The sequence below is a fragment of the Pseudomonas sp. P110(2024) genome (genome assembly GCF_057480795.1).
Genome location: NZ_JBLIYT010000019.1, coordinates 53,690 through 70,403, shown reverse-complemented (window position 1 = coordinate 70,403; position 16,714 = coordinate 53,690). Strand labels below are relative to the sequence as shown.

The window sequence follows — 16,714 nt, the reverse complement described above, 5'->3', positions numbered from 1 at the left end:
GGCGTCGGGGCGCATCATGGTAGGCAGGCTCCAGAAAGAAATCGGGAGCACAGCATCGGGGATCAGGTAAGCGCTTTGAATGTGGGGTTCATGGAGCGCACCGAATCAATGCTTGCCGCAGCATACAGGACAAGAGCTGTATCTACGATTGCCCTAATTCTGGGGCAGGGAGGAATTGCGTTTTCAAAAGCGAGTGCGTTTTTCCAATGGCTATCAATGAGTGCCAATCAAACATGGAAAAGCAGCTTATTCTCCACTTTATCCACACTCTCCGCAGAATTGGCAGCCAACCGTGCCGCCATGATGTTTCTGAGCCGCTTGAGCTGGATAGGCGGCGCTATTATATTAGGCACCACTGTAACTTTACTCATTATCGATGACGACGCATTGGAGAAGTGGTGTAGCAAATGCTGTTTCCGCCTTAAACCATCCGACAAAGGATACCTAAAGGACGCCGAAGAGCTCAAAGCGTTGTTTAATGCCATGAGCGAGGTGATCTAATGTATTTTATTGAGTGGTTCTGATGGCTGGCAGCCATACACCCTAAAGAGAAACGCGAAGCCTTTAAAAAACAGAACAAAACAATCAAAAATAGAGGGGTTTACGAAAGCGAAGACGAAGAATACGTTGCAGCTGCAAAAAAATCAGTATGCGAAACCCCAAAGAGCCGTGGCCCAGTCTACGTGTACAACGAGCATGTGCTCGAAATGCGCTGCGGCATGTGGGAGGACAAACGTGGCTTGATCACCATCCTTTCCCTTGCAATCATAGCGGTAATCACATTCGAGTTATATTTCACCACTGATTCCATTAAGGAATTAATCGCATTAGCCTACAATTATCAAGGTGAACCGTATGGAGAACTCCTAATCACCACAATTTTCTTTCTCTGCTTGGATCCATGGCTTTTATGGATTTACCTAAAGTATGGTTTCCGTTTCACACGCTTTGAGATGTTTACATCACGCCACCTGTTGATACGCTTCAACCGCACCACCCAACAAGTCTACCTCCACCGCCCGCCATACTGCGGAGGGATCGTCACGCTCCCGTGGAACGGCGTATCGTCCAGCGGCTCTGATAAAAAGTATGCACCACCAGGTGGCATGGGCATGCCGCTGGAACTCACATGGTCGCCCGTTTTTACTGGCACACTGCGTCCCGAACTGATCTGGGTCGGCAAATCCGCCAATAATTTCGCGGAGATTCAAGCCGAATGGGAGTTTATCCGCCGCTTCATGGATGACGGACCGGAGGGGCTACCGCGCCCCCACATCACCTCGCACTTCCCTTGGCCCTGGCAAGCCTTCACGCCTCAGTTCGAAGGCCTGACCCACTACTTCCGCAGTTCACCACGCGTCATCAAGTGCGGTCTGCTGCTGATCTCTCCTGCCTTCCTGATCATCGGAACAGGCCACTGGATGAGCCTCCTGCTGTGCTGGAAGCCTCGATGGCCCAAGATTATCCGTGAAGCCGGCCTGCCGGGAAAACCCGTCCCGGCACTAACCACAGTTGACGATTACCCCCCCCATATCCAGGAAAGGCTGCGGGAAAATGCCTACCTCTGGGCCATACGCCCTGGCAAACGGCCGGAGAGGAAAAACCGTGCCTCTAAACGTCGGCCCAAGAGCCCAATTCAAACTCCCGATATCGAGAAGGATACGCCCCATGGGGTCGACAGTATCGGTCAGCCGTAGAGCCAGACTGATCTCGTTCGGCATGGAGGGCGTGGCAGCCAGAACACGGCTATTCACCTGATAGTTGCAAGGTACAGCCCTACCTACCATCAATCACAGAAAAGTAAACACCTCCGCCGCCGCCAACCGCGACTTGCTCAGCCCGGCATTGAAATCCTCCTCGCTGCGATAGCCCAGGCTCAGCAGCACTACGCTGGTGAAGCCCTGCTCGCGCAGACCCAGTTCGGCGTCCAGGGCCTTTGCGTCGAAGCCTTCTATCGGCGTGGCGTCCAGGCCGTGGGCGGCGGCGCCCAGCAGTGCGGTGCCCAGGGCCAGGTAGACCTGCTTCTCCATCCAGTGCTGCAGGTCCTTGAAATCATAGCGGTGCAGGTCGACGTAGCCGCGACGGGTCTGGTCCTGGCCATCACGGGCCTGCTCGGTGCGGAAGCGCCCGTCGGCGGCCTCCTGCGCCAGCACCGCCTGCAAGTGGCCTTCGGTCATGTTGGTGCGGGCGGCGAACACGATCACATGGGAGGCATCGCGCAGCTTCGGGCTGTTGTAGGCGAAACGCTCGTCGGTGGCCTTGGCCAGGCGCGCCTTGCCTTCGGCGCTGTCGGCCACGACGAAGTGCCAAGGCTGCGAGTTGACCGAGGACGGGCTGTGGCGCAGCTGCTCGAGCAAGGCATCGATGGTGGCCTGGGGAATCTTGCGGCTGGCGTCGTAGGCTTTGGTGGTGTAACGGCGTTTGGCGAGGGCAACGGTATCCATCTACGGCAATTCCTAAAAGGGATCGTGAATGAGCCGCATCTTATCTTCCCGGCGGTAAAGAAAAACCAGCACAATGCAGCAACACTTTCATCCCTGGAGTGAAAATGCTGCGCATCAACGACCTCGAACTGTTCGCCCGTGCCAGCGCCCTGGGCAGCTTCACCGCCGCGGCCCACGAGGCCGACCTGCTGCCCGGCCAGGTGGCGGCGGCGATCAAGCGCCTGGAACGCGAACTGGATGTGCGCCTGTTCGCCCGCACCACTCGCAGCCTGCGCCTGACCGCCGAGGGCGAGCTGTACCTGCCCACCGCCCAGCGCGTGCTCGACGCCCTGCGCCAGGGTCGCGAGGACCTGCACGGCAGCCACAGCTGCCTGCGCGGCGTGCTGCAGGTGGCGGCGCCCTCGGACATGGGGCGCAACCTGTTGCGGCCCTGGCTCAGCGCGTTTCGCCGCGAGCATCCGGGGCTCGGCCTGCGCTTGTTCCTCTCCGACCAGCTGGCCGACCTCTACCGCGATCCGGTGGATGTCGCCATCCGCTACGGCCAGAACGAGGACGCCAACTACATCGCCCTGCCGCTGGCGCCGTGGAACCGTCGGGTGCTGGTGGCCTCGCCCGACTACCTGGCCCGCCATGGCCGGCCGGGCAGCCCTGACGAGCTGCAGCAGCACGACTGCCTGCTGTACCTGCAGCAAAGCCGGGTCTACGACAAATGGCGGCTCGGCAACCGCACCGTGCAGGTGCGCGGGCCGCTGTTCAGCGACGACGCCGATGTGGTCCGGCGCTGGGCGCTGGAAGGCGAAGGCATCGTCTACAAGTCGTGGCTGGATGTCAGCGCCAATGTCGCCGCCGGCGAGCTGGAGGTCCTGCTGCCCGAACACCCCGGCGAGCTGACCCCGGTGACCCTGGTGTGCCCGCACCGCAAGCAGCTCACCCCGGCGGTGGCCCAGTTGCACCAATGGCTGCGCGAGCGCTTCGCCACGCTGCGCCCGGACGGCATGTTGCAGCCGCTGTCGCCGGGCGTATAGTGCATCCACCCCCGACTGCAAGGAGCTGTCATTCATGCCGAGCCTGGAATTTCTCGTTACCGCGCTGATCATCGTGCTGATTCCCGGCAGCGGGGTCATTCTCACCGTTTCCAGCGCCTTGGTGGCCGGGCGCCGCGCCTGCCTGTGGACCGCCACCGGCTGCACCCTGGGTATCGTCCCGCACCTGCTGGCCTCGGTGCTCGGCCTCTCGGCCTTGCTGCACACCAGCGCCCTGGCCTTCCAGGGCTTGAAGTTCGCCGGCGTCGCCTACCTGCTGTACCTGGCCTATGCCACCTGGCGCGATCGCGCGGCCTTCGCCGTGGACACCCAGGCCACTCCAACCGCCGCCGGCCAGCTGGTGCTCAAGGCCTGCCTGCTGAACATCCTCAACCCCAAGCTGACGCTGTTCTTCCTCGCCTTCCTGCCGCAGTTCATCAGCCCCCAGGCCGGTTCCGCGACCGTGCAGATGCTCGGCCTGAGCGCGGTGTTCATGGCCATGACCTTCGTCGTCTTCGTGATCTACGGCCTGCTCGCCCATCTGTTCCGCCGCGCCGTGATCGACTCGCCCCAGGTACAGGCCTGGCTGCGCCGCAGCTTCGCCGCCTCGTTCGCCGGGCTTGGCATCAACCTGGCGTTCGCTCAACGCTGACAGCTGTACAGCAGCGTTTCAGCGCACGGTGGCCGCGCGCAGACGTACCCCAAGCCGCGGCCCGAACACATTGATCAGCAGCCCGAGCATCACCAGCAGCGCGCCCCAGCCCTGGGCCTCGCTCAGGCGCTCGCCCAGCAGCAGGGCCGAGGAGCTCAGGCCGACCACCGGCACCAGCAGCGAGAATGGCGCCACCTTGCCTGCCGGATGGCGCGACAGCAGGGTGCTCCACAGGCTGTAGCCGACCATGGTGGCGACGAAGGCCAGGTAGGCCAGGGCCAGCACCGAGCTTAAGCCGATGTTGGCCAGGGCATGGCCGATGCGCTCGGGGCCTTCCAGCCACCAGGACAGTGCCAGGAACGGCAGCGGCGGGATCAACCCGCCCCAGATCACCAGGGCGACCAGGTCGACCTTGCCGAAGCGCCGGGTGATGATGTTGCCCATGCCCCACATGGCGCCGCCGCACAGGGTCAGCAGCAGTGCCAGCAACGGCACGTGGCCACTGTCCTCGCTGCCGATCACCGCCAGGCCGCCGGCGGCCACCAGCAGGCCCAGCACGCTGGCCAGGCGCAGCCGCTCGCCGAGGAACAGCGCGGCAAAGCCCAGGGTGAAGAACGCCTGGGACTGCAGCACCAGCGAGGCCAGCCCCGGCGGCATGCCACTGGCCATGGCCTGGAACAGGAAGGCGAACTGGCCCAGGGAGATGGTCGCGCCGTAGGCGATCAGCCAACGCCAGGGCAAGTTCGGACGCTTGATCAGGAACACCGCCGGAAAGGCCACCAGCAGAAAGCGCAATGCCCCGAGCAGCATCGGCGGCAGGCCGTCGAGGCCCACCTTGATGACCACGAAATTGACGCCCCAGGCGATGATCACCACCAGGGCGATCAGCAGGTCCTTGAGTGGCATGGCACGCATTCCTTCTTCAGGCTTGCTATAGACATATTTGGTTACAGCATAAGGGCATCGCGCTGCCTCGGACCAGCACAGTTGCGCGCCAGCCTTGCGCAACAGTCGGCTGTGATGGCCTCGCGACACCGACAAAAACCTGCGCAAGCTTCACTTGACCAGACTTGTATATACATGCTCATATCGGGCTTCGGCCATCCGCCCTGCATCCCGCCGATAGCCGCCGCCTTTCACAAAAACAACGAAGCGGAGCCCTCCCCGATGTCCAGCAAACCCGTGATCGAGCGCCGCTCGATCGACTACATCCCCGAGTCTGAACGCCATGGACGCGTCTACAGCCAATTCACCCTGTGGCTGGGAGCCAACCTGCAGATTACCGCGATCGTCACCGGCGCCTTGGCCGTGGTGCTGGGCGGCGATGTGTTCTGGTCGTTGATCGGTCTGCTGCTCGGACAACTGGTCGGTGGCGCGGTGATGGCCCTGCACGCCGCCCAGGGCCCGCGCCTGGGGCTACCGCAGATGATCTCCAGCCGCGTACAGTTCGGCGTGTACGGCGCGGCCATCCCCATGGCCCTGGTGTGCCTGATGTACCTGGGCTTCACCGCCACCGGCACGGTGCTGTCCGGCCAGGCCATCGGCCAGTTGCTGAGCATCAGCGACAGCGCCGGTATTCTCATCTTCGCCGGGGTGATCGTGCTGGCGACCCTGGCCGGCTACCGCGTGATCCACTGGATCGGGCGCGTGGCCAGCGTGCTGGGGATCATCGCCTTCGTCTACCTGTTCAGCCGCATCCTGATGCTCGCCGACATCGGCCAGTTGCTCGACAACCGCCACTTCAGCTGGGCCAGCTTCCTGCTGGCGGTGTCGCTGGCGGCGTCCTGGCAGATCGCCTTCGGCCCGTACGTGGCCGACTACTCGCGCTACCTGCCCAGCCATACCTCGCCGCTCAAGACCTTCCTCGCCGCCGGCCTGGGCTCGGTGATCGGCGCCCAGGCCTCGATGATCCTCGGCGTGTTCGCCGCGGCCATCGCCGGTGGCCAGTTCTCCGGGCGCGAAGTGGCCTACATCGTCGGCCTGGGCGGCGCCGGCACCACGGCGGCGCTGCTGTACTTCAGCATTGCCTTTGGCAAGGTGACCATCTCCACCCTCAACAGCTACGGCAGCTTCATGTGCATCGCCACGATCATCAGCGGTTTCCGGGGTCACCTGCAGATCAGTCGGGTCCAGCGCCTGGTGTTCGTGCTTGGTATCGTCGGCGCTGCGACACTGGTCGCCCTGCTCGGCCAGCATTCGTTCCTCACTGCGTTCAAGTCGTTCATCCTGTTCCTGCTGACCTTCTTCGTGCCATGGAGCGCGGTGAACCTGGTGGACTACTACTTCATCACCAAGGAACGCTACGACATCCCGGCACTGGCCGACCCTGACGGCCGCTACGGGCGCTGGAACTGGCCGGGCATCGGCGTGTACACCTTCGGCGTGCTGGTGCAGATGCCGTTCATCGATACCAAGCTGTACACCGGGCCCATGGTCGCGCACCTGGGTGGCGTGGATGTGTCGTGGCTGATCGGCCTGGTGGTGCCGAGCGTGCTGTATTACTGCGTGGCCCGCCGCCGGGCGGCCGAGGCGCCGGCCGGGATCATCGTGCCTGAGGCGCGCTGAGCCGGGTTGCAAAAAGCTGGCAGCGCTCGCCGGGGCGCTGTCATTTTTTGGTCAAGCAACTGTCGTAATCTGCAGTGCAACTCTGTGCCACAGGTCTCCGGCATGCCCCGCCTGCTACTCTTTCTGCTATGCCTGCTCCCGGGCCTGGCTAGCGCCGGGCCCGCGCAACTGCGTATCCAGGGCTCCAACACCATCGGCGCGGCCCTTGGCCCGGCCTTGGTGCAGGGGCTGCTACAGGCGCAGGGCGCAAGTGCCATCGCGCGTTGGCCCGGTGCCACGGCCAACGAAACCGAGATCCACGCCCTTGATGCGAACGGCCAGCCCGTGCGCATAGAAATCGCCGCCCACGGCACCAGCACCGGATTTGCCGCGCTGGCCCGGGGTGAGGCTGACTTGGCCGCGGCCTCGCGACCGATCAGCGACAGCGAGGCGCAACAGTTACAGGCCTTGGGCAACCTGCGCGGCGCCGGCTCGGAACAGGTGATCGGCCTGGATGGCGTGGCGGTGATCGTTCACCCGGACAACCCGCTCAGCCAACTGACCACCGAGCAACTGGCCCAGGTGTTTTCCGGCCAGTTGCAGCGCTGGGAGCAACTGGGCGTGCCTGGCGGAGCGATCCACCTGTATGCCCGCGATGACCGCTCCGGCACCTTCGAAACGTTCAAGGCCTTGGTACTCGCGCCTCAGAAAGCGACACTGGCCAGCGAGGCACGGCGCTTCGAGTCCGCCGACGAACTGGCGGCCCAAGTCACGGCCGACCGCCAGGCCATCGGCTTCAGCGGCCTGGCCACGGTCCACAGGGCCAAGGCGCTGGCAGTGGCCGAAGGCGACGCACCGGCATTGGCGCCCAGCCGTGCCTTGGTGGCCAGCGAGGACTACCCATTGTCGCGTCGACTGTTCTTCTACCTCCCCGCTCACTCCGCGCCGCAAGCCAGGGCACTCGCCGAGTTCGCCCAGAGCCCCGCCGGCCAGGCCATCGTCGCCGAGCAGGGCTTCGTTTCCCAGCAGATCAAGCCACAGCAGGTCGCGGCCCAGACCGACATGCCGCCGCGTTACCGGGCGTTGGCCGGCGAGGCCCAGCGCCTGAGCGTGAACTTCCGCTTCCAGGAGGGCAGCGCCGGCCTGGACAACAAGGCCTTGCGCGATGTGCAGCGGGTCGGCGATTACCTGCGCCAGGCCGGCAAGTTGCAGGGCAAGGTGGTGCTGGTGGGTTTCGGCGACCCCAAGGAGACGCCGGGCCGCGCCGCGCTGCTGTCACGCCTGCGGGCCATGGCGGTACGCCGGGAGCTGGCCCGGACCGGAGTGCAGGTCAGGGACGTGGCGGGCATGGGCGACGAACTGCCGGTGGCCGGCAATGACCTGGAACAGGGACGATTGCGCAACCGCCGGGTCGAGGTCTGGGTGTACTGACCCGCTCAGCCGCCATCGGGCAGTTCGACCCGCGCCACCAGCCCACCGCCAACGCGATTGCGCAGGGTCAGTTCGCCGCCCTGCTCGCGCACGCTGGCACGGGCGGCCGAAAGGCCGAGGCCGACGCCGCCGGTGTCTCGGTTGCGCGAGCCCTCCAGCCGGTAGAACGGCTCGAACACCTGCTGCAGGGCCTCGTCGGGAATACCTGGGCCACTGTCGCGAACCTCGATGACGATCAGGTGAGCGGCGCGACGCAGCGTTATCTGCGGATCGCGGGCATACTTCATGGCGTTTTCCACCAGGTTGACGATCACCCGCTTGGTCGCCAATGGGCGGCCGTCATGCACCAGGTGTGCCGGGCCCTTGAAGGCGATGTCCAGATGCTGGTCACGGTAGTCGTCGACCAGGGTCTGCAACAGCTCCGACAGGTCGTACGCCGTGCGCTGCTCCAACTGCGTGCCCTCGCGGAAGAACGCCAGGGCCTCGTTGATCATCGTCTGCATCTCGTCGACATCGCGGACCAGCTTGCGCTGGTGGTCCAGATCCTCCATGAACTCGCTGCGCAGGCGCATGCGCGTCAACGGAGCGCGCAGGTCATGGGAGATGGCCGCGAGCATATGGGTGCGCTCACGGATGAAGTGCTGGATCTGTGCCTGCATGGTGTTGAAGGCGATGATCGCCTGGCGGATCTCCTCGGGGCCCTCGATAGCGATAGGCGGTGCCTGCAGGTCGCCGCCAAAGCGCCGCGCCGCACTGGCGAAGCGTTGCAGCGGCGCGGCCAACTGGCGAGTGGCAAGCCAGGCCACCAGCAGGGTCGCCACCAGGCCCAGACCGATGACCACCGCCAGACGCGCCGTCGCGCTCATGCCCCAGCTGCGTTCCGGCGGCACGAACAGCAGCCAGCTGTCATCGTCCAGCCCGACCAGCGCCACGTAGTGTGCATCGGCACTGCCATCAGGCCAGTCGCCCGGGTTGTACACCGCGATCGGGCGTGACGGTCCCAACAGTTGCGCCATCGCCGGCACCTGTCCGGAATTGAGCGGCACGCCCGGACCAGGCAAACCGAAGTCTGCGCGCCGGGTGCTCCAACTTACCCGCAACGTCGGCGTACTCGCCGCCGCGGCCAGTTGCCCACGCAGCGCTGGCGGCGCGGTCTCGATCATATGGGTAGTCACGGCGATCTGATCGAGCAGGCCGGTACGGTCGATGGGCGGGCGTGCCCAGCTGCCGGCTAGCTGGACGAACAGGGCATTGAACGCCAAGGACGCGAGCAACGCGGTGAAGATGGTCAGGGCGATGCGCTTGCGCAAAGTATCGCGGCCCAGCAGGCGGCGGATCACGAACGGCTCACCGTGGCGCTGAACAGGTAGCCGCCATTGCGCACCGTGCGGATCAGGTCCGGGCGCTTGCTGTCAGGCTCGATCTTGCGCCGCAGCCGGCTGACCTGCACATCGATACTGCGGTCGAAAGCATCATGGCCGTGACCACGGGTCAGGTCGATCAACTGCTCGCGGGTGAGAATACGCTGCGGGTGTTCGAGAAACACCACCAGCAGGTCGAACTCGGCGCCGGACAGCGGCACCATCACCTGCTCGGGCGAGCGCAACTCGCGGCAGGTGATGTCCAGGCGCCAGCCGGCAAAGCCGATCACCGGCCGCGCCGTCTCGCCGCGCGGCAGTTGCTCGCCGACACGGCGTTGCACGGCACGCAGGCGGGCCAGCAGTTCGCGGGGGTCGAAGGGTTTGGTCAGGTAGTCGTCGGCGCCCAGTTCCAGGCCGATGATGCGGTCGCTCAGCTCGGCCATGGCAGTGAGCATGATGACCGGCACCCCAAGCTGCGCGCGCAGTTTCTGGCACAGTTCCAGGCCCCCTTCGCCGGGCAGCATCAGGTCGAGGATGATCGCATCCGGGCGTTGCCGCGCGATGGCCGCCCACATCGCCTGCCCCTCGGCGGCCAGGTCCACCTCGTAGCCGTGCTGGACGAAGAACTGCTTCAGCAAGGCGAGGATTTCCACGTCGTCATCGACGATCAACAGTCTGCTCACGGTCATACCGGTCCGAAAAAAGGCGTATCTAAAACCATTGCGCCACGCGGGTCATTTATTTCAATCGCGCAACATTTCGTCACACCCGACACAAAGCAGACATCACCTGGCAACGATGGCCCTTCACCCTGCCGGCCTTCCACTACCGAGGGTTCCCCATGAAGATAGTCGACAGCCGCAACAGCACCGATGGGCATGAAGGCCGCGCATCCCTGATCCTCAGTCAGCGCAACACCCAGCGCGGACAAACGGGTTCCCTGATCGTGCAGCAGGAAAGCCTGGAGCTGGCAAGCGAACAGGGCTACGTCACCCTGCGCCGGTATTTCGAACACTATGAGCCGACTTTTGGCGAATGGGTCGAGTACAGCCACACCGTTCCCGTCCGTGACCTCGTGCACTGGCTGATGGCGCGCGGGCAGTTGCGCATCCAGACATCGCAGGATGTACCCCACCTGCAAGCGGCCCACCCGGCCCGGCGCGAGGTTCGCCACCCATGAGTCGGCGTCACCTTCTGGTACTGGTGCTGACGACCAGCTTGGGACTGTCCGCGTGTGGCAGCAACAAGCCGGCCCCCACCGGTTATCTAAAGGACTACGGCCTGCTCACCCCGCACCAGGCACCTTCAGGCGGGACGGTGCTCAGCTGGGCCGACCCGAAATGGCCACGGGGCCGCTATATCGAGGTGTACCTGGCACCCAGCCAGTTCTACCCGACACCCGAGCCAAGCACGCGCATTCCCCAGACCACCCTCGCCAGCATCATCCACTACTACGACGCGGTACTGCGCAACGAACTGGGCAAGGTCATGACCGTGGTCGACAGGCCCGGCCCGAACACCCTGGTGGTCAGGCCGGCCATCACCCGCATCAGCGCCGACACCCAAGGCCTGCGGCTCTACGAGTGGCTGCCGATCACACTGGTCGCGGCCGGGGTGAGCAGCGCCGCGGGTATTCGCGACCGGGACAGCGCGATCACCAGCGAGCTGTCGTTCGAGGCCGGCACCAGCGGCAAGGTGGTGGGCGAAGCGATGCTCGCGGGTACTGGCGTGCCGCTGGCTAACGACCGACAGGTGATGACCGCCGACAACGTCAAGGCCGTACTCGATGGCTGGGCCATGGACCTGCGCCAGGGATATGCTGCGCCGCTCAGGTAGCGCAAGGCATCGAAGGGTAAGCCCGCTCCACGGCAGGATCAGGCCTTGAGCGTGGCCATGTCGATGACGAAGCGGTACTTCACGTCGCCGGCAATCATCCGCTCGTACGCCTGGTTGATGTTGCGGATGTCGAGCATTTCGATATCGCAGCTGATTCCATGCTCGGCGCAAAAGTCGAGCACCTCTTGGGTTTCGGCAATACCACCGATCAGGGAGCCGGCGAGTATCCGACGCTGCATCACCAGGTTGGCCGCATGCACTGGCGGGTCAATCGGTTCGATCAGCCCGACCAGGATATGCACGCCATCGAACTTCAGGGTTTGCAGGTAGGGGTTGAGGTCGTGCTGTACCGGTATGGTGTCGAGCAGGAAATCGAAGCGGCCCGCCGCGCTGCGCATCTGTTCGGCATCAGTGGAGACGATCACATGATCGGCGCCCTGGCGACGGGCTTCCTCGGCCTTGGATGCGGAGCGGGTGAACAGGGTCACTTCCGCGCCCAGGGCCTTGGCCAGCTTGATGCCCATGTGGCCCAGGCCGCCCATGCCCAGCACGCCCACCTTGTGCCCAGGGCCTACGCCGTGATGCTTGAGGGGCGAATAGGTGGTGATGCCGGCGCAAAGAATCGGCGCCGCGCTGGCCAGGTCCATGCCCTCGGGTATGCGCAGGACGAAATGCTCGCTGACCACGATGCTGTTGGAATAGCCGCCCATCGTATTGCTGCCGTCGACCCGGTCGGGGGTGGCATAGGTCATGGTCGGGCCTTCCAGGCAATACTGCTCGACGTCCTGGCGACAGGCCTCGCAATGGCGGCAGGAGTCGACCATGCAACCGACGCCGACCAGATCGCCGACCTGGTAACGGCTGACCTGCGCGCCCACCGCGCTGACCCGACCGACGATCTCGTGGCCCGGCATCAGCGGGTACACGGCGATGCCCCATTCGTTACGGGCCTGGTGGATATCGGAGTGGCACACACCACAGTAGAGGATCTCGATGACCACATCGTCGGGCCGCGGACTGCGGCGCTGGAAGGTCATGGGAGCCAGGGGGCTGGAGGAGGATTGGGCGGCGTAACCGATAGCGGTGTACATGGGGTACCTCGTGCGAGTGAAACGATTCAGGCGGCGCATTCTGCGCGCCGCTACCAGACTCGCCCACAGCCGATTCTCCGGCATGCATGCCTGATTCTCCGGACCTTGTCGCCTACCTCTGGCATGCCCCCGCTAATCTGCGAAGATGCCAGTGTCTGATTCTCTGCCCGGGTTCACCATGCACCTGACTCGCCATGTGGATGCCAATGCCACGCTCTGCTCGCTGATCCGCGCCCTCGCCACAGGCCCGGGGTTCGTGCCCACCGCCCTGCCCCAGGTCCAGATCCTCACCTGGGACCACTATGTGGCCAGCAGCCCGCAGATCTACGAACCCAGCCTGATCATCCTCGCCCAGGGCAGCAAACTGGCGCGCCTGGGCCCACGCACCCTGGAGTACGGTGCCGGGCATTATCTGGTACAGGCGCTGTCGGTGCCGTTCATGTGCGAGACCTTCGCCACGCCACAGGCACCGCTGCTCGGCGTGGCGGTGGACATCGACCGTGCCCTGCTCGGCGAGCTGGTGCAAAGCATGGACCTGGGGCCGGATGCCGCGGTGCAGGCACAGACGCCACAATCGATGACTTCTGCAGCGCTGGACACAGCCATGCGCGACAGCGTCGAGCGCCTGCTGCAGTGCCTGCAGGACCCGCTGGATGCCAAGGTGCTGGGGCCGGCGCGGGTACGCGAAGTGCTCTATACCGCCTTGCGCGGGCCACAGGCCAGCGTGCTGCGGGCACTGGTCGAGCAGCAGGGGCATTTCGCCCGGATCGGCTCGGCCCTGGCCTACCTGCGCGAGCACTACGCCGAGCCGCTAGGGGTGGATGAGCTGGCCAGCCGGGCGAACATGAGCGTGTCGACCTTCCACGAACACTTCAAGCGCTGCACTGACCTGGCACCGATGCAGTACCTCAAGCGCCTGCGCCTGCTCAAGGCGCAGCAGATGCTGATCGGCGAAGGGCTGGGCGTGGCCCAGGTGGCGCACCGGGTCGGCTACCAAAGCACCTCGCAGTTCAGCCGCGAGTACAAGCGCCAGTTCGCCCGCAGTCCGGGCGAGGAACAGCCATACCAGAGCCTGCCGGCCTGACTGGAGCCCGGCAATCTTGAACTGGAGCTCCCCCAAATTACTGCCGCAGAACCATCGCCACGATAGTCGCCTGCAGTTCGCGCTTGGCCGCTTCAGCCGTCAGTTCTTCGGCCGCCGCCGCCAGGGACAACGCGTCCGCCGCTCCCACCAGCACCCACAACCCGGCCACGCCGATATCGCCACCCGGCGCGAATGGCATTAGCGCCTCGCGGCACTTGTCCATGAACGGCCCGTCATAGCCTCGCTTTAGCGCCTCCAGCTCTGGCGAGCCGGCCAGCGCGGCGCTGACCCCGGGGATCTCCCTGCCCTGGGTCGCCACACAATCCACATAGGCCTCGGCAATCACCCAGGCCCGCTCCGGCAGGCCTGCCGGGCAGCCGGCCAGGGCCTTGTCGAGCATGGCCGTCTGGCGGGCGTCGTATTCCTGGTACAGCGCCAGCAACAAGCCGTTGCGGGTCTCGAAGTGGTCGTACACCACCGGCTTGGTCACCCCGGCCTGCTCGGCCAGGCGCCCCAGGCTCAGGGCATCGGTGCCCTCCTCGCGTACCAACCGCCAGGCCACGTCCAGCAATTGACGGCGGCGCTCCTCGCGGGACAGGCGTTTGCGCGGCGCGGACTTTTCCTCGCTTGACATCGATTACCTACCAAAAGTAACTTACTAAACGTAACTTACCTCGAGTATATAACGCTCCCGGTGTCCCTGCATCCTGATTCTGGAGATTCCACCATGCATGCCTTGATTGTCATCGGTCACCACGATTCCGACTCCCTCACCCACGCCCTTGCCCAGCAAGTGGCCGAGGGCCTGCACGCCGCCGGCCATACCAGCGAGTTCGCCGACCTGGCCCGTGAAGGTTTCGACCCACGCTTCGGCCTGGCCGACCACGCCGTGCATCGGCGCCTGGGCAAGCCTCCCGCCGATGTGCTGGCAGAACAAGCCCGCATTGAACGTGCCGACACCGTGGTCATGGTCTTCCCCATCTACTGGTGGTCGCTGCCGGCCCTGCTCAAGGGCTGGGTCGAGCGGGTGTTCAGCAACGGCTGGGCCTTCGACCAGGCCGCCGACGGCGCCACTACCAAGCTGCTGCACGGTATGACCGCGCACCTGGTCGGCGTGGCCGGCGCCGATGCCGGCACCTTCGAGCGCCATGGCTATGGCGAGGCCATGCGCGTGCAGATCGAGCACGGCATTTTCGACTACTGCGGTGCCCGGGTCATTAGTTCGACCCTGTTCACCGACAGTGAAGGCGCAGCCCCCGCTAGCCTTCTGCCGCAAGCCCGCCAACTGGGATCGACCCTGTTCGAAGGCCAGGAAGCTGCGGCCTGATATGCCAACGGGCAGGCTTCAACCAGCTCAACGGCAGCAACAACCACGGCGAGCCGCGCACCGTGATGTTCTCGGTCAAGTACACGCCTGAGTTGTGATCGCCGCTCACGCGCTCAACGGCCATTGCGCCAAGGGCCAGTAACGGCCCTTGCGCGATTCGTAGAGCGTGAAGTGCCGCGCGGCAAGGAAGAATTCCGGCGCCGTGCCGGCCTCCGGCGGCTGGCCGCGAAAGTCCCTGGCCAGGGTCAGGTGCGGGCGGTACTCACGGTTTGCCGCCTCCACGCCCAGGGGCAACAGCGCCTGTTGCAGGCCATACACCAGTTGCAGCAGCGCTGCGGGTGCCTGCTGCGCCTCCAGCACCAGCGCGCTGGCCCGTGGCCAGACCTGCAGACGGTCGAGCAGCAAGCGTGGCGGTGCGACCGGCCGCCTGAGCTGATCGACCGCCGTGCAGATCGCCGGCACCTGCTCGGCGTCCACGTCACCGAGAAACAGCAAGGTGACGTGGAAATTCTCCGCTGGCACCGGTTTGCCGCTGCGCAGGTTCAGGCTTCGACGCCACTGCGCCAGGGCGCGGCATTGTTCGTCGCTGACCGGCAAGGCGAAGAACAACCGTTTGAACGGCGCGCCGCTGGGGCGCTGATCCTGGACCATTGGAGTCTCCCTGGTAACGGTTCGCGTCATCGAGTGTAGCGTTCTGCCCACGCAAAACAGCTACATAAACTGTTGAATCGTTTGCGCAACCTGTCAGCCATTGCACCTAAGTCGGCCAGACAAGACGTAACAATAAGTACAAACCCACGCCACGATTGTTTATGCTGGCGGGCTTACGCCATGGCGCATGGCCATTTTTCGACAAGTAATCGTCCATGAAAATTGCACTCGTACTGATCTTCGTCCTCTCGATCGCCTATGTTCACCTGCGCGGTCGGGTTCGTCACAAGCTGACACGCCAGCTGGGCGACCACTCCAGCTTCCTGGCCCCGGTCAACGCCTTCCTCTACCTGTTCTCCAAGCATCCGGCCAAGCCGTACCTGCCGGTCAGCGCCTTCCCCGAGTTGCAGGTGCTGCAGGACCACTGGCAGGAAATCCGCAAGGAAGGCCAGCAGCTGCTGCAGGCCGGCGAGATCAAAAAGTCCGACAATTATGACGACGTCGGTTTCAACTCGTTCTTCAAGACCGGCTGGAAGCGCTTCTACCTGAAGTGGTACGGCGAGAGCCATCCCTCGGCGATGACCCTGTGCCCACGCACCACCGAGCTGCTCGCCGGCATCGGCACGGTCAAGGCGGCGATGTTCGCCACCCTGCCGCCGGGCGCCAAGCTGGTGCGCCACCGCGACCCGTACGCCGGCTCCTACCGCTACCACCTGGGCCTGGACACGCCCAACGACGATGGCTGCTACATCGACGTGGACGGCGAGAAGTACTCCTGGCGTGACGGCGAGGGCGTGGTGTTCGACGAGACCTACATCCACTACGCGGCCAACACCACCGAGCACAACCGCATCATCCTGTTCTGCGACGTCGAGCGCCCGCTCAAGTACCGCTGGGCCGCAGCGTTCAACCGCTGGTTCAGCCGCAACGTCATGGCCGCCGCCGCCGCGCCCAACGATGCCAGCGACAAGACCGGCGGCATCAACCGCCTGTTCACCCGCATCTACAAGATCCGCGAGCGCGGCAAGGCGATGAAGAAACGCAACCGCACCCGCTATTACCTGGAGAAGTGGGCGGTGGTCGCGGCGCTGGTGCTGGTGTTCATCTATATCTGACCTGCCACTGTCTATCGGCCGCCCCACGCCCCTGTGGGAGCGGCCGTGTGTCGCGAAAGGGCCGCAAGGCCGCTTCTACCAAGATCACCTACGCCTCATCCCCCGCCAAACATCGACTAGCCTGATAGCTCCTGTTGCCAACCTGACAAGGTGAAG

17 protein-coding genes and 1 pseudogene are annotated in these 16,714 nt (G+C 64.5%); 11 read left to right on the top strand and 7 right to left on the bottom strand.

The features are described from left to right. Together AC25ND_RS24830 and AC25ND_RS24825 are read left to right on the top strand one after the other, a co-directional pair. A pseudogene (locus AC25ND_RS24830) lies at window positions 1-501 on the top strand (hypothetical protein); the annotation flags it as partial. Between the two features lie 182 nt (window positions 502-683). Next, a complete protein-coding gene (locus tag AC25ND_RS24825; protein ID WP_486976636.1) occupies window positions 684-1,697 on the top strand; it encodes a DUF6708 domain-containing protein in 1,014 nt (337 codons plus the stop codon). Window positions 1,698-1,790: 93 nt separating this feature from the next. On the opposite strand, the gene nfsB is transcribed toward AC25ND_RS24825, so the two are convergent. Further along, window positions 1,791-2,444 carry an oxygen-insensitive NAD(P)H nitroreductase gene (gene nfsB / locus AC25ND_RS24820; protein ID WP_028691787.1) on the bottom strand — a complete coding sequence of 218 codons (654 nt, stop codon included), beginning with the start codon at window positions 2,442-2,444 and terminating at the stop codon, window positions 1,791-1,793. Window positions 2,445-2,548: 104 nt separating this feature from the next. On the opposite strand from nfsB, the gene AC25ND_RS24815 reads away from it, so the two are divergent. Both AC25ND_RS24815 and AC25ND_RS24810 read left to right on the top strand, forming a co-directional pair. Then, window positions 2,549-3,469: a LysR family transcriptional regulator gene (locus AC25ND_RS24815; RefSeq protein WP_088852897.1), complete on the top strand. Its 921-nt coding sequence runs from the start codon at window positions 2,549-2,551 to the stop codon at window positions 3,467-3,469. A 34-nt stretch (window positions 3,470-3,503) separates the two neighbouring features. After that, the gene (locus AC25ND_RS24810; protein ID WP_028691788.1) at window positions 3,504-4,118 is read left to right on the top strand and encodes a LysE family translocator; all 615 of its coding nucleotides are present in this window, start codon (window positions 3,504-3,506) and stop codon (window positions 4,116-4,118) included. A gap of 18 nt (window positions 4,119-4,136) precedes the next feature. On the opposite strand, the gene AC25ND_RS24805 is transcribed toward AC25ND_RS24810, so the two are convergent. Further along, window positions 4,137-5,024, bottom strand: a complete 888-nt coding sequence (locus AC25ND_RS24805; RefSeq protein ID WP_069017238.1) for an EamA family transporter — start codon at window positions 5,022-5,024, stop codon at window positions 4,137-4,139. 261 nt (window positions 5,025-5,285) lie between these two features. Here AC25ND_RS24805 and AC25ND_RS24800 point away from each other — a divergent pair, with 261 nt between their 5' ends. Together AC25ND_RS24800 and AC25ND_RS24795 are read left to right on the top strand one after the other, a co-directional pair. Then, the gene (locus tag AC25ND_RS24800; protein ID WP_062359759.1) at window positions 5,286-6,683 is read left to right on the top strand and encodes a purine-cytosine permease family protein; all 1,398 of its coding nucleotides are present in this window, start codon (window positions 5,286-5,288) and stop codon (window positions 6,681-6,683) included. 102 nt (window positions 6,684-6,785) lie between these two features. After that, window positions 6,786-8,093 (top strand): phosphate ABC transporter substrate-binding/OmpA family protein, encoded by a 1,308-nt coding sequence (locus tag AC25ND_RS24795; RefSeq protein ID WP_186596799.1) that lies wholly within the window; start codon window positions 6,786-6,788, stop codon window positions 8,091-8,093. Between the two features lie 5 nt (window positions 8,094-8,098). Here the strand turns inward: AC25ND_RS24795 and AC25ND_RS24790 are convergent, their stop codons facing one another. Continuing rightward, complete coding sequence (locus tag AC25ND_RS24790) at window positions 8,099-9,433, bottom strand: ATP-binding protein (protein ID WP_062359755.1); 1,335 nt, start codon at window positions 9,431-9,433, stop codon at window positions 8,099-8,101. After that, complete coding sequence (locus AC25ND_RS24785; protein ID WP_186596797.1) at window positions 9,430-10,143, bottom strand: response regulator; 714 nt, start codon at window positions 10,141-10,143, stop codon at window positions 9,430-9,432. The genes AC25ND_RS24790 and AC25ND_RS24785 overlap by 4 nt, the downstream gene beginning before the upstream one ends. 152 nt (window positions 10,144-10,295) lie before the next feature. Between AC25ND_RS24785 and AC25ND_RS24780 the strand changes: the two genes are divergently transcribed. Both AC25ND_RS24780 and AC25ND_RS24775 read left to right on the top strand, forming a co-directional pair. Then, window positions 10,296-10,634, top strand: a complete 339-nt coding sequence (locus AC25ND_RS24780) for a hypothetical protein (protein WP_028691794.1) — start codon at window positions 10,296-10,298, stop codon at window positions 10,632-10,634. Then, window positions 10,631-11,290 carry a DUF3313 domain-containing protein gene (locus tag AC25ND_RS24775; protein WP_062359752.1) on the top strand — a complete coding sequence of 220 codons (660 nt, stop codon included), beginning with the start codon at window positions 10,631-10,633 and terminating at the stop codon, window positions 11,288-11,290. Before AC25ND_RS24780 ends, AC25ND_RS24775 begins: the two co-directional genes overlap by 4 nt. 38 nt (window positions 11,291-11,328) lie before the next feature. Here the strand turns inward: AC25ND_RS24775 and AC25ND_RS24770 are convergent, their stop codons facing one another. Then, complete coding sequence (locus AC25ND_RS24770; protein WP_186596793.1) at window positions 11,329-12,381, bottom strand: NAD(P)-dependent alcohol dehydrogenase; 1,053 nt, start codon at window positions 12,379-12,381, stop codon at window positions 11,329-11,331. Window positions 12,382-12,559: 178 nt separating this feature from the next. On the opposite strand from AC25ND_RS24770, the gene AC25ND_RS24765 reads away from it, so the two are divergent. Next, the gene (locus AC25ND_RS24765) at window positions 12,560-13,465 is read left to right on the top strand and encodes an AraC family transcriptional regulator (RefSeq protein ID WP_028691797.1); all 906 of its coding nucleotides are present in this window, start codon (window positions 12,560-12,562) and stop codon (window positions 13,463-13,465) included. Between the two features lie 37 nt (window positions 13,466-13,502). Here the strand turns inward: AC25ND_RS24765 and AC25ND_RS24760 are convergent, their stop codons facing one another. Next, the gene (locus tag AC25ND_RS24760) at window positions 13,503-14,099 is read right to left on the bottom strand and encodes a TetR/AcrR family transcriptional regulator (RefSeq protein ID WP_028691798.1); all 597 of its coding nucleotides are present in this window, start codon (window positions 14,097-14,099) and stop codon (window positions 13,503-13,505) included. Window positions 14,100-14,192: 93 nt separating this feature from the next. Between AC25ND_RS24760 and AC25ND_RS24755 the strand changes: the two genes are divergently transcribed. Then, entirely contained in the window at window positions 14,193-14,792 is a 600-nt protein-coding gene (locus AC25ND_RS24755; RefSeq protein WP_186596791.1) for an NAD(P)H-dependent oxidoreductase, read from the top strand. 105 nt (window positions 14,793-14,897) lie between these two features. On the opposite strand, the gene thpR is transcribed toward AC25ND_RS24755, so the two are convergent. Next, window positions 14,898-15,443 (bottom strand): RNA 2',3'-cyclic phosphodiesterase, encoded by a 546-nt coding sequence (gene thpR / locus AC25ND_RS24750; protein WP_088852903.1) that lies wholly within the window; start codon window positions 15,441-15,443, stop codon window positions 14,898-14,900. A 215-nt stretch (window positions 15,444-15,658) separates the two neighbouring features. Here thpR and lpxO point away from each other — a divergent pair, with 215 nt between their 5' ends. Next, complete coding sequence (gene lpxO, locus AC25ND_RS24745) at window positions 15,659-16,558, top strand: lipid A hydroxylase LpxO (protein WP_028691801.1); 900 nt, start codon at window positions 15,659-15,661, stop codon at window positions 16,556-16,558. Window positions 16,559-16,714: the final 156 nt, after the last annotated feature.

Bases quoted from the DNA above. Each gene is read 5' to 3' on its own strand.
- AC25ND_RS24760 (WP_028691798.1), bottom strand. From the start codon at position 14,099: ATGTCAAGCGAGGAAAAGTCCGCGCCGCGCAAACGCCTGTCCCGCGAG.
- AC25ND_RS24795 (WP_186596799.1), top strand. From the start codon at position 6,786: ATGCCCCGCCTGCTACTCTTTCTGCTATGCCTGCTCCCGGGCCTGGCT.
- AC25ND_RS24810 (WP_028691788.1), top strand. From the start codon at position 3,504: ATGCCGAGCCTGGAATTTCTCGTTACCGCGCTGATCATCGTGCTGATT.
- AC25ND_RS24780 (WP_028691794.1), top strand. From the start codon at position 10,296: ATGAAGATAGTCGACAGCCGCAACAGCACCGATGGGCATGAAGGCCGC.
- AC25ND_RS24815 (WP_088852897.1), top strand. From the start codon at position 2,549: ATGCTGCGCATCAACGACCTCGAACTGTTCGCCCGTGCCAGCGCCCTG.
- AC25ND_RS24800 (WP_062359759.1), top strand. From the start codon at position 5,286: ATGTCCAGCAAACCCGTGATCGAGCGCCGCTCGATCGACTACATCCCC.
- AC25ND_RS24755 (WP_186596791.1), top strand. From the start codon at position 14,193: ATGCATGCCTTGATTGTCATCGGTCACCACGATTCCGACTCCCTCACC.
- lpxO (WP_028691801.1), top strand. From the start codon at position 15,659: ATGAAAATTGCACTCGTACTGATCTTCGTCCTCTCGATCGCCTATGTT.
- AC25ND_RS24805 (WP_069017238.1), bottom strand. From the start codon at position 5,024: ATGCCACTCAAGGACCTGCTGATCGCCCTGGTGGTGATCATCGCCTGG.
- nfsB (WP_028691787.1), bottom strand. From the start codon at position 2,444: ATGGATACCGTTGCCCTCGCCAAACGCCGTTACACCACCAAAGCCTAC.
- AC25ND_RS24775 (WP_062359752.1), top strand. From the start codon at position 10,631: ATGAGTCGGCGTCACCTTCTGGTACTGGTGCTGACGACCAGCTTGGGA.
- AC25ND_RS24770 (WP_186596793.1), bottom strand. From the start codon at position 12,381: ATGTACACCGCTATCGGTTACGCCGCCCAATCCTCCTCCAGCCCCCTG.
- thpR (WP_088852903.1), bottom strand. From the start codon at position 15,443: ATGGTCCAGGATCAGCGCCCCAGCGGCGCGCCGTTCAAACGGTTGTTC.
- AC25ND_RS24765 (WP_028691797.1), top strand. From the start codon at position 12,560: ATGCACCTGACTCGCCATGTGGATGCCAATGCCACGCTCTGCTCGCTG.
- AC25ND_RS24785 (WP_186596797.1), bottom strand. From the start codon at position 10,143: ATGACCGTGAGCAGACTGTTGATCGTCGATGACGACGTGGAAATCCTC.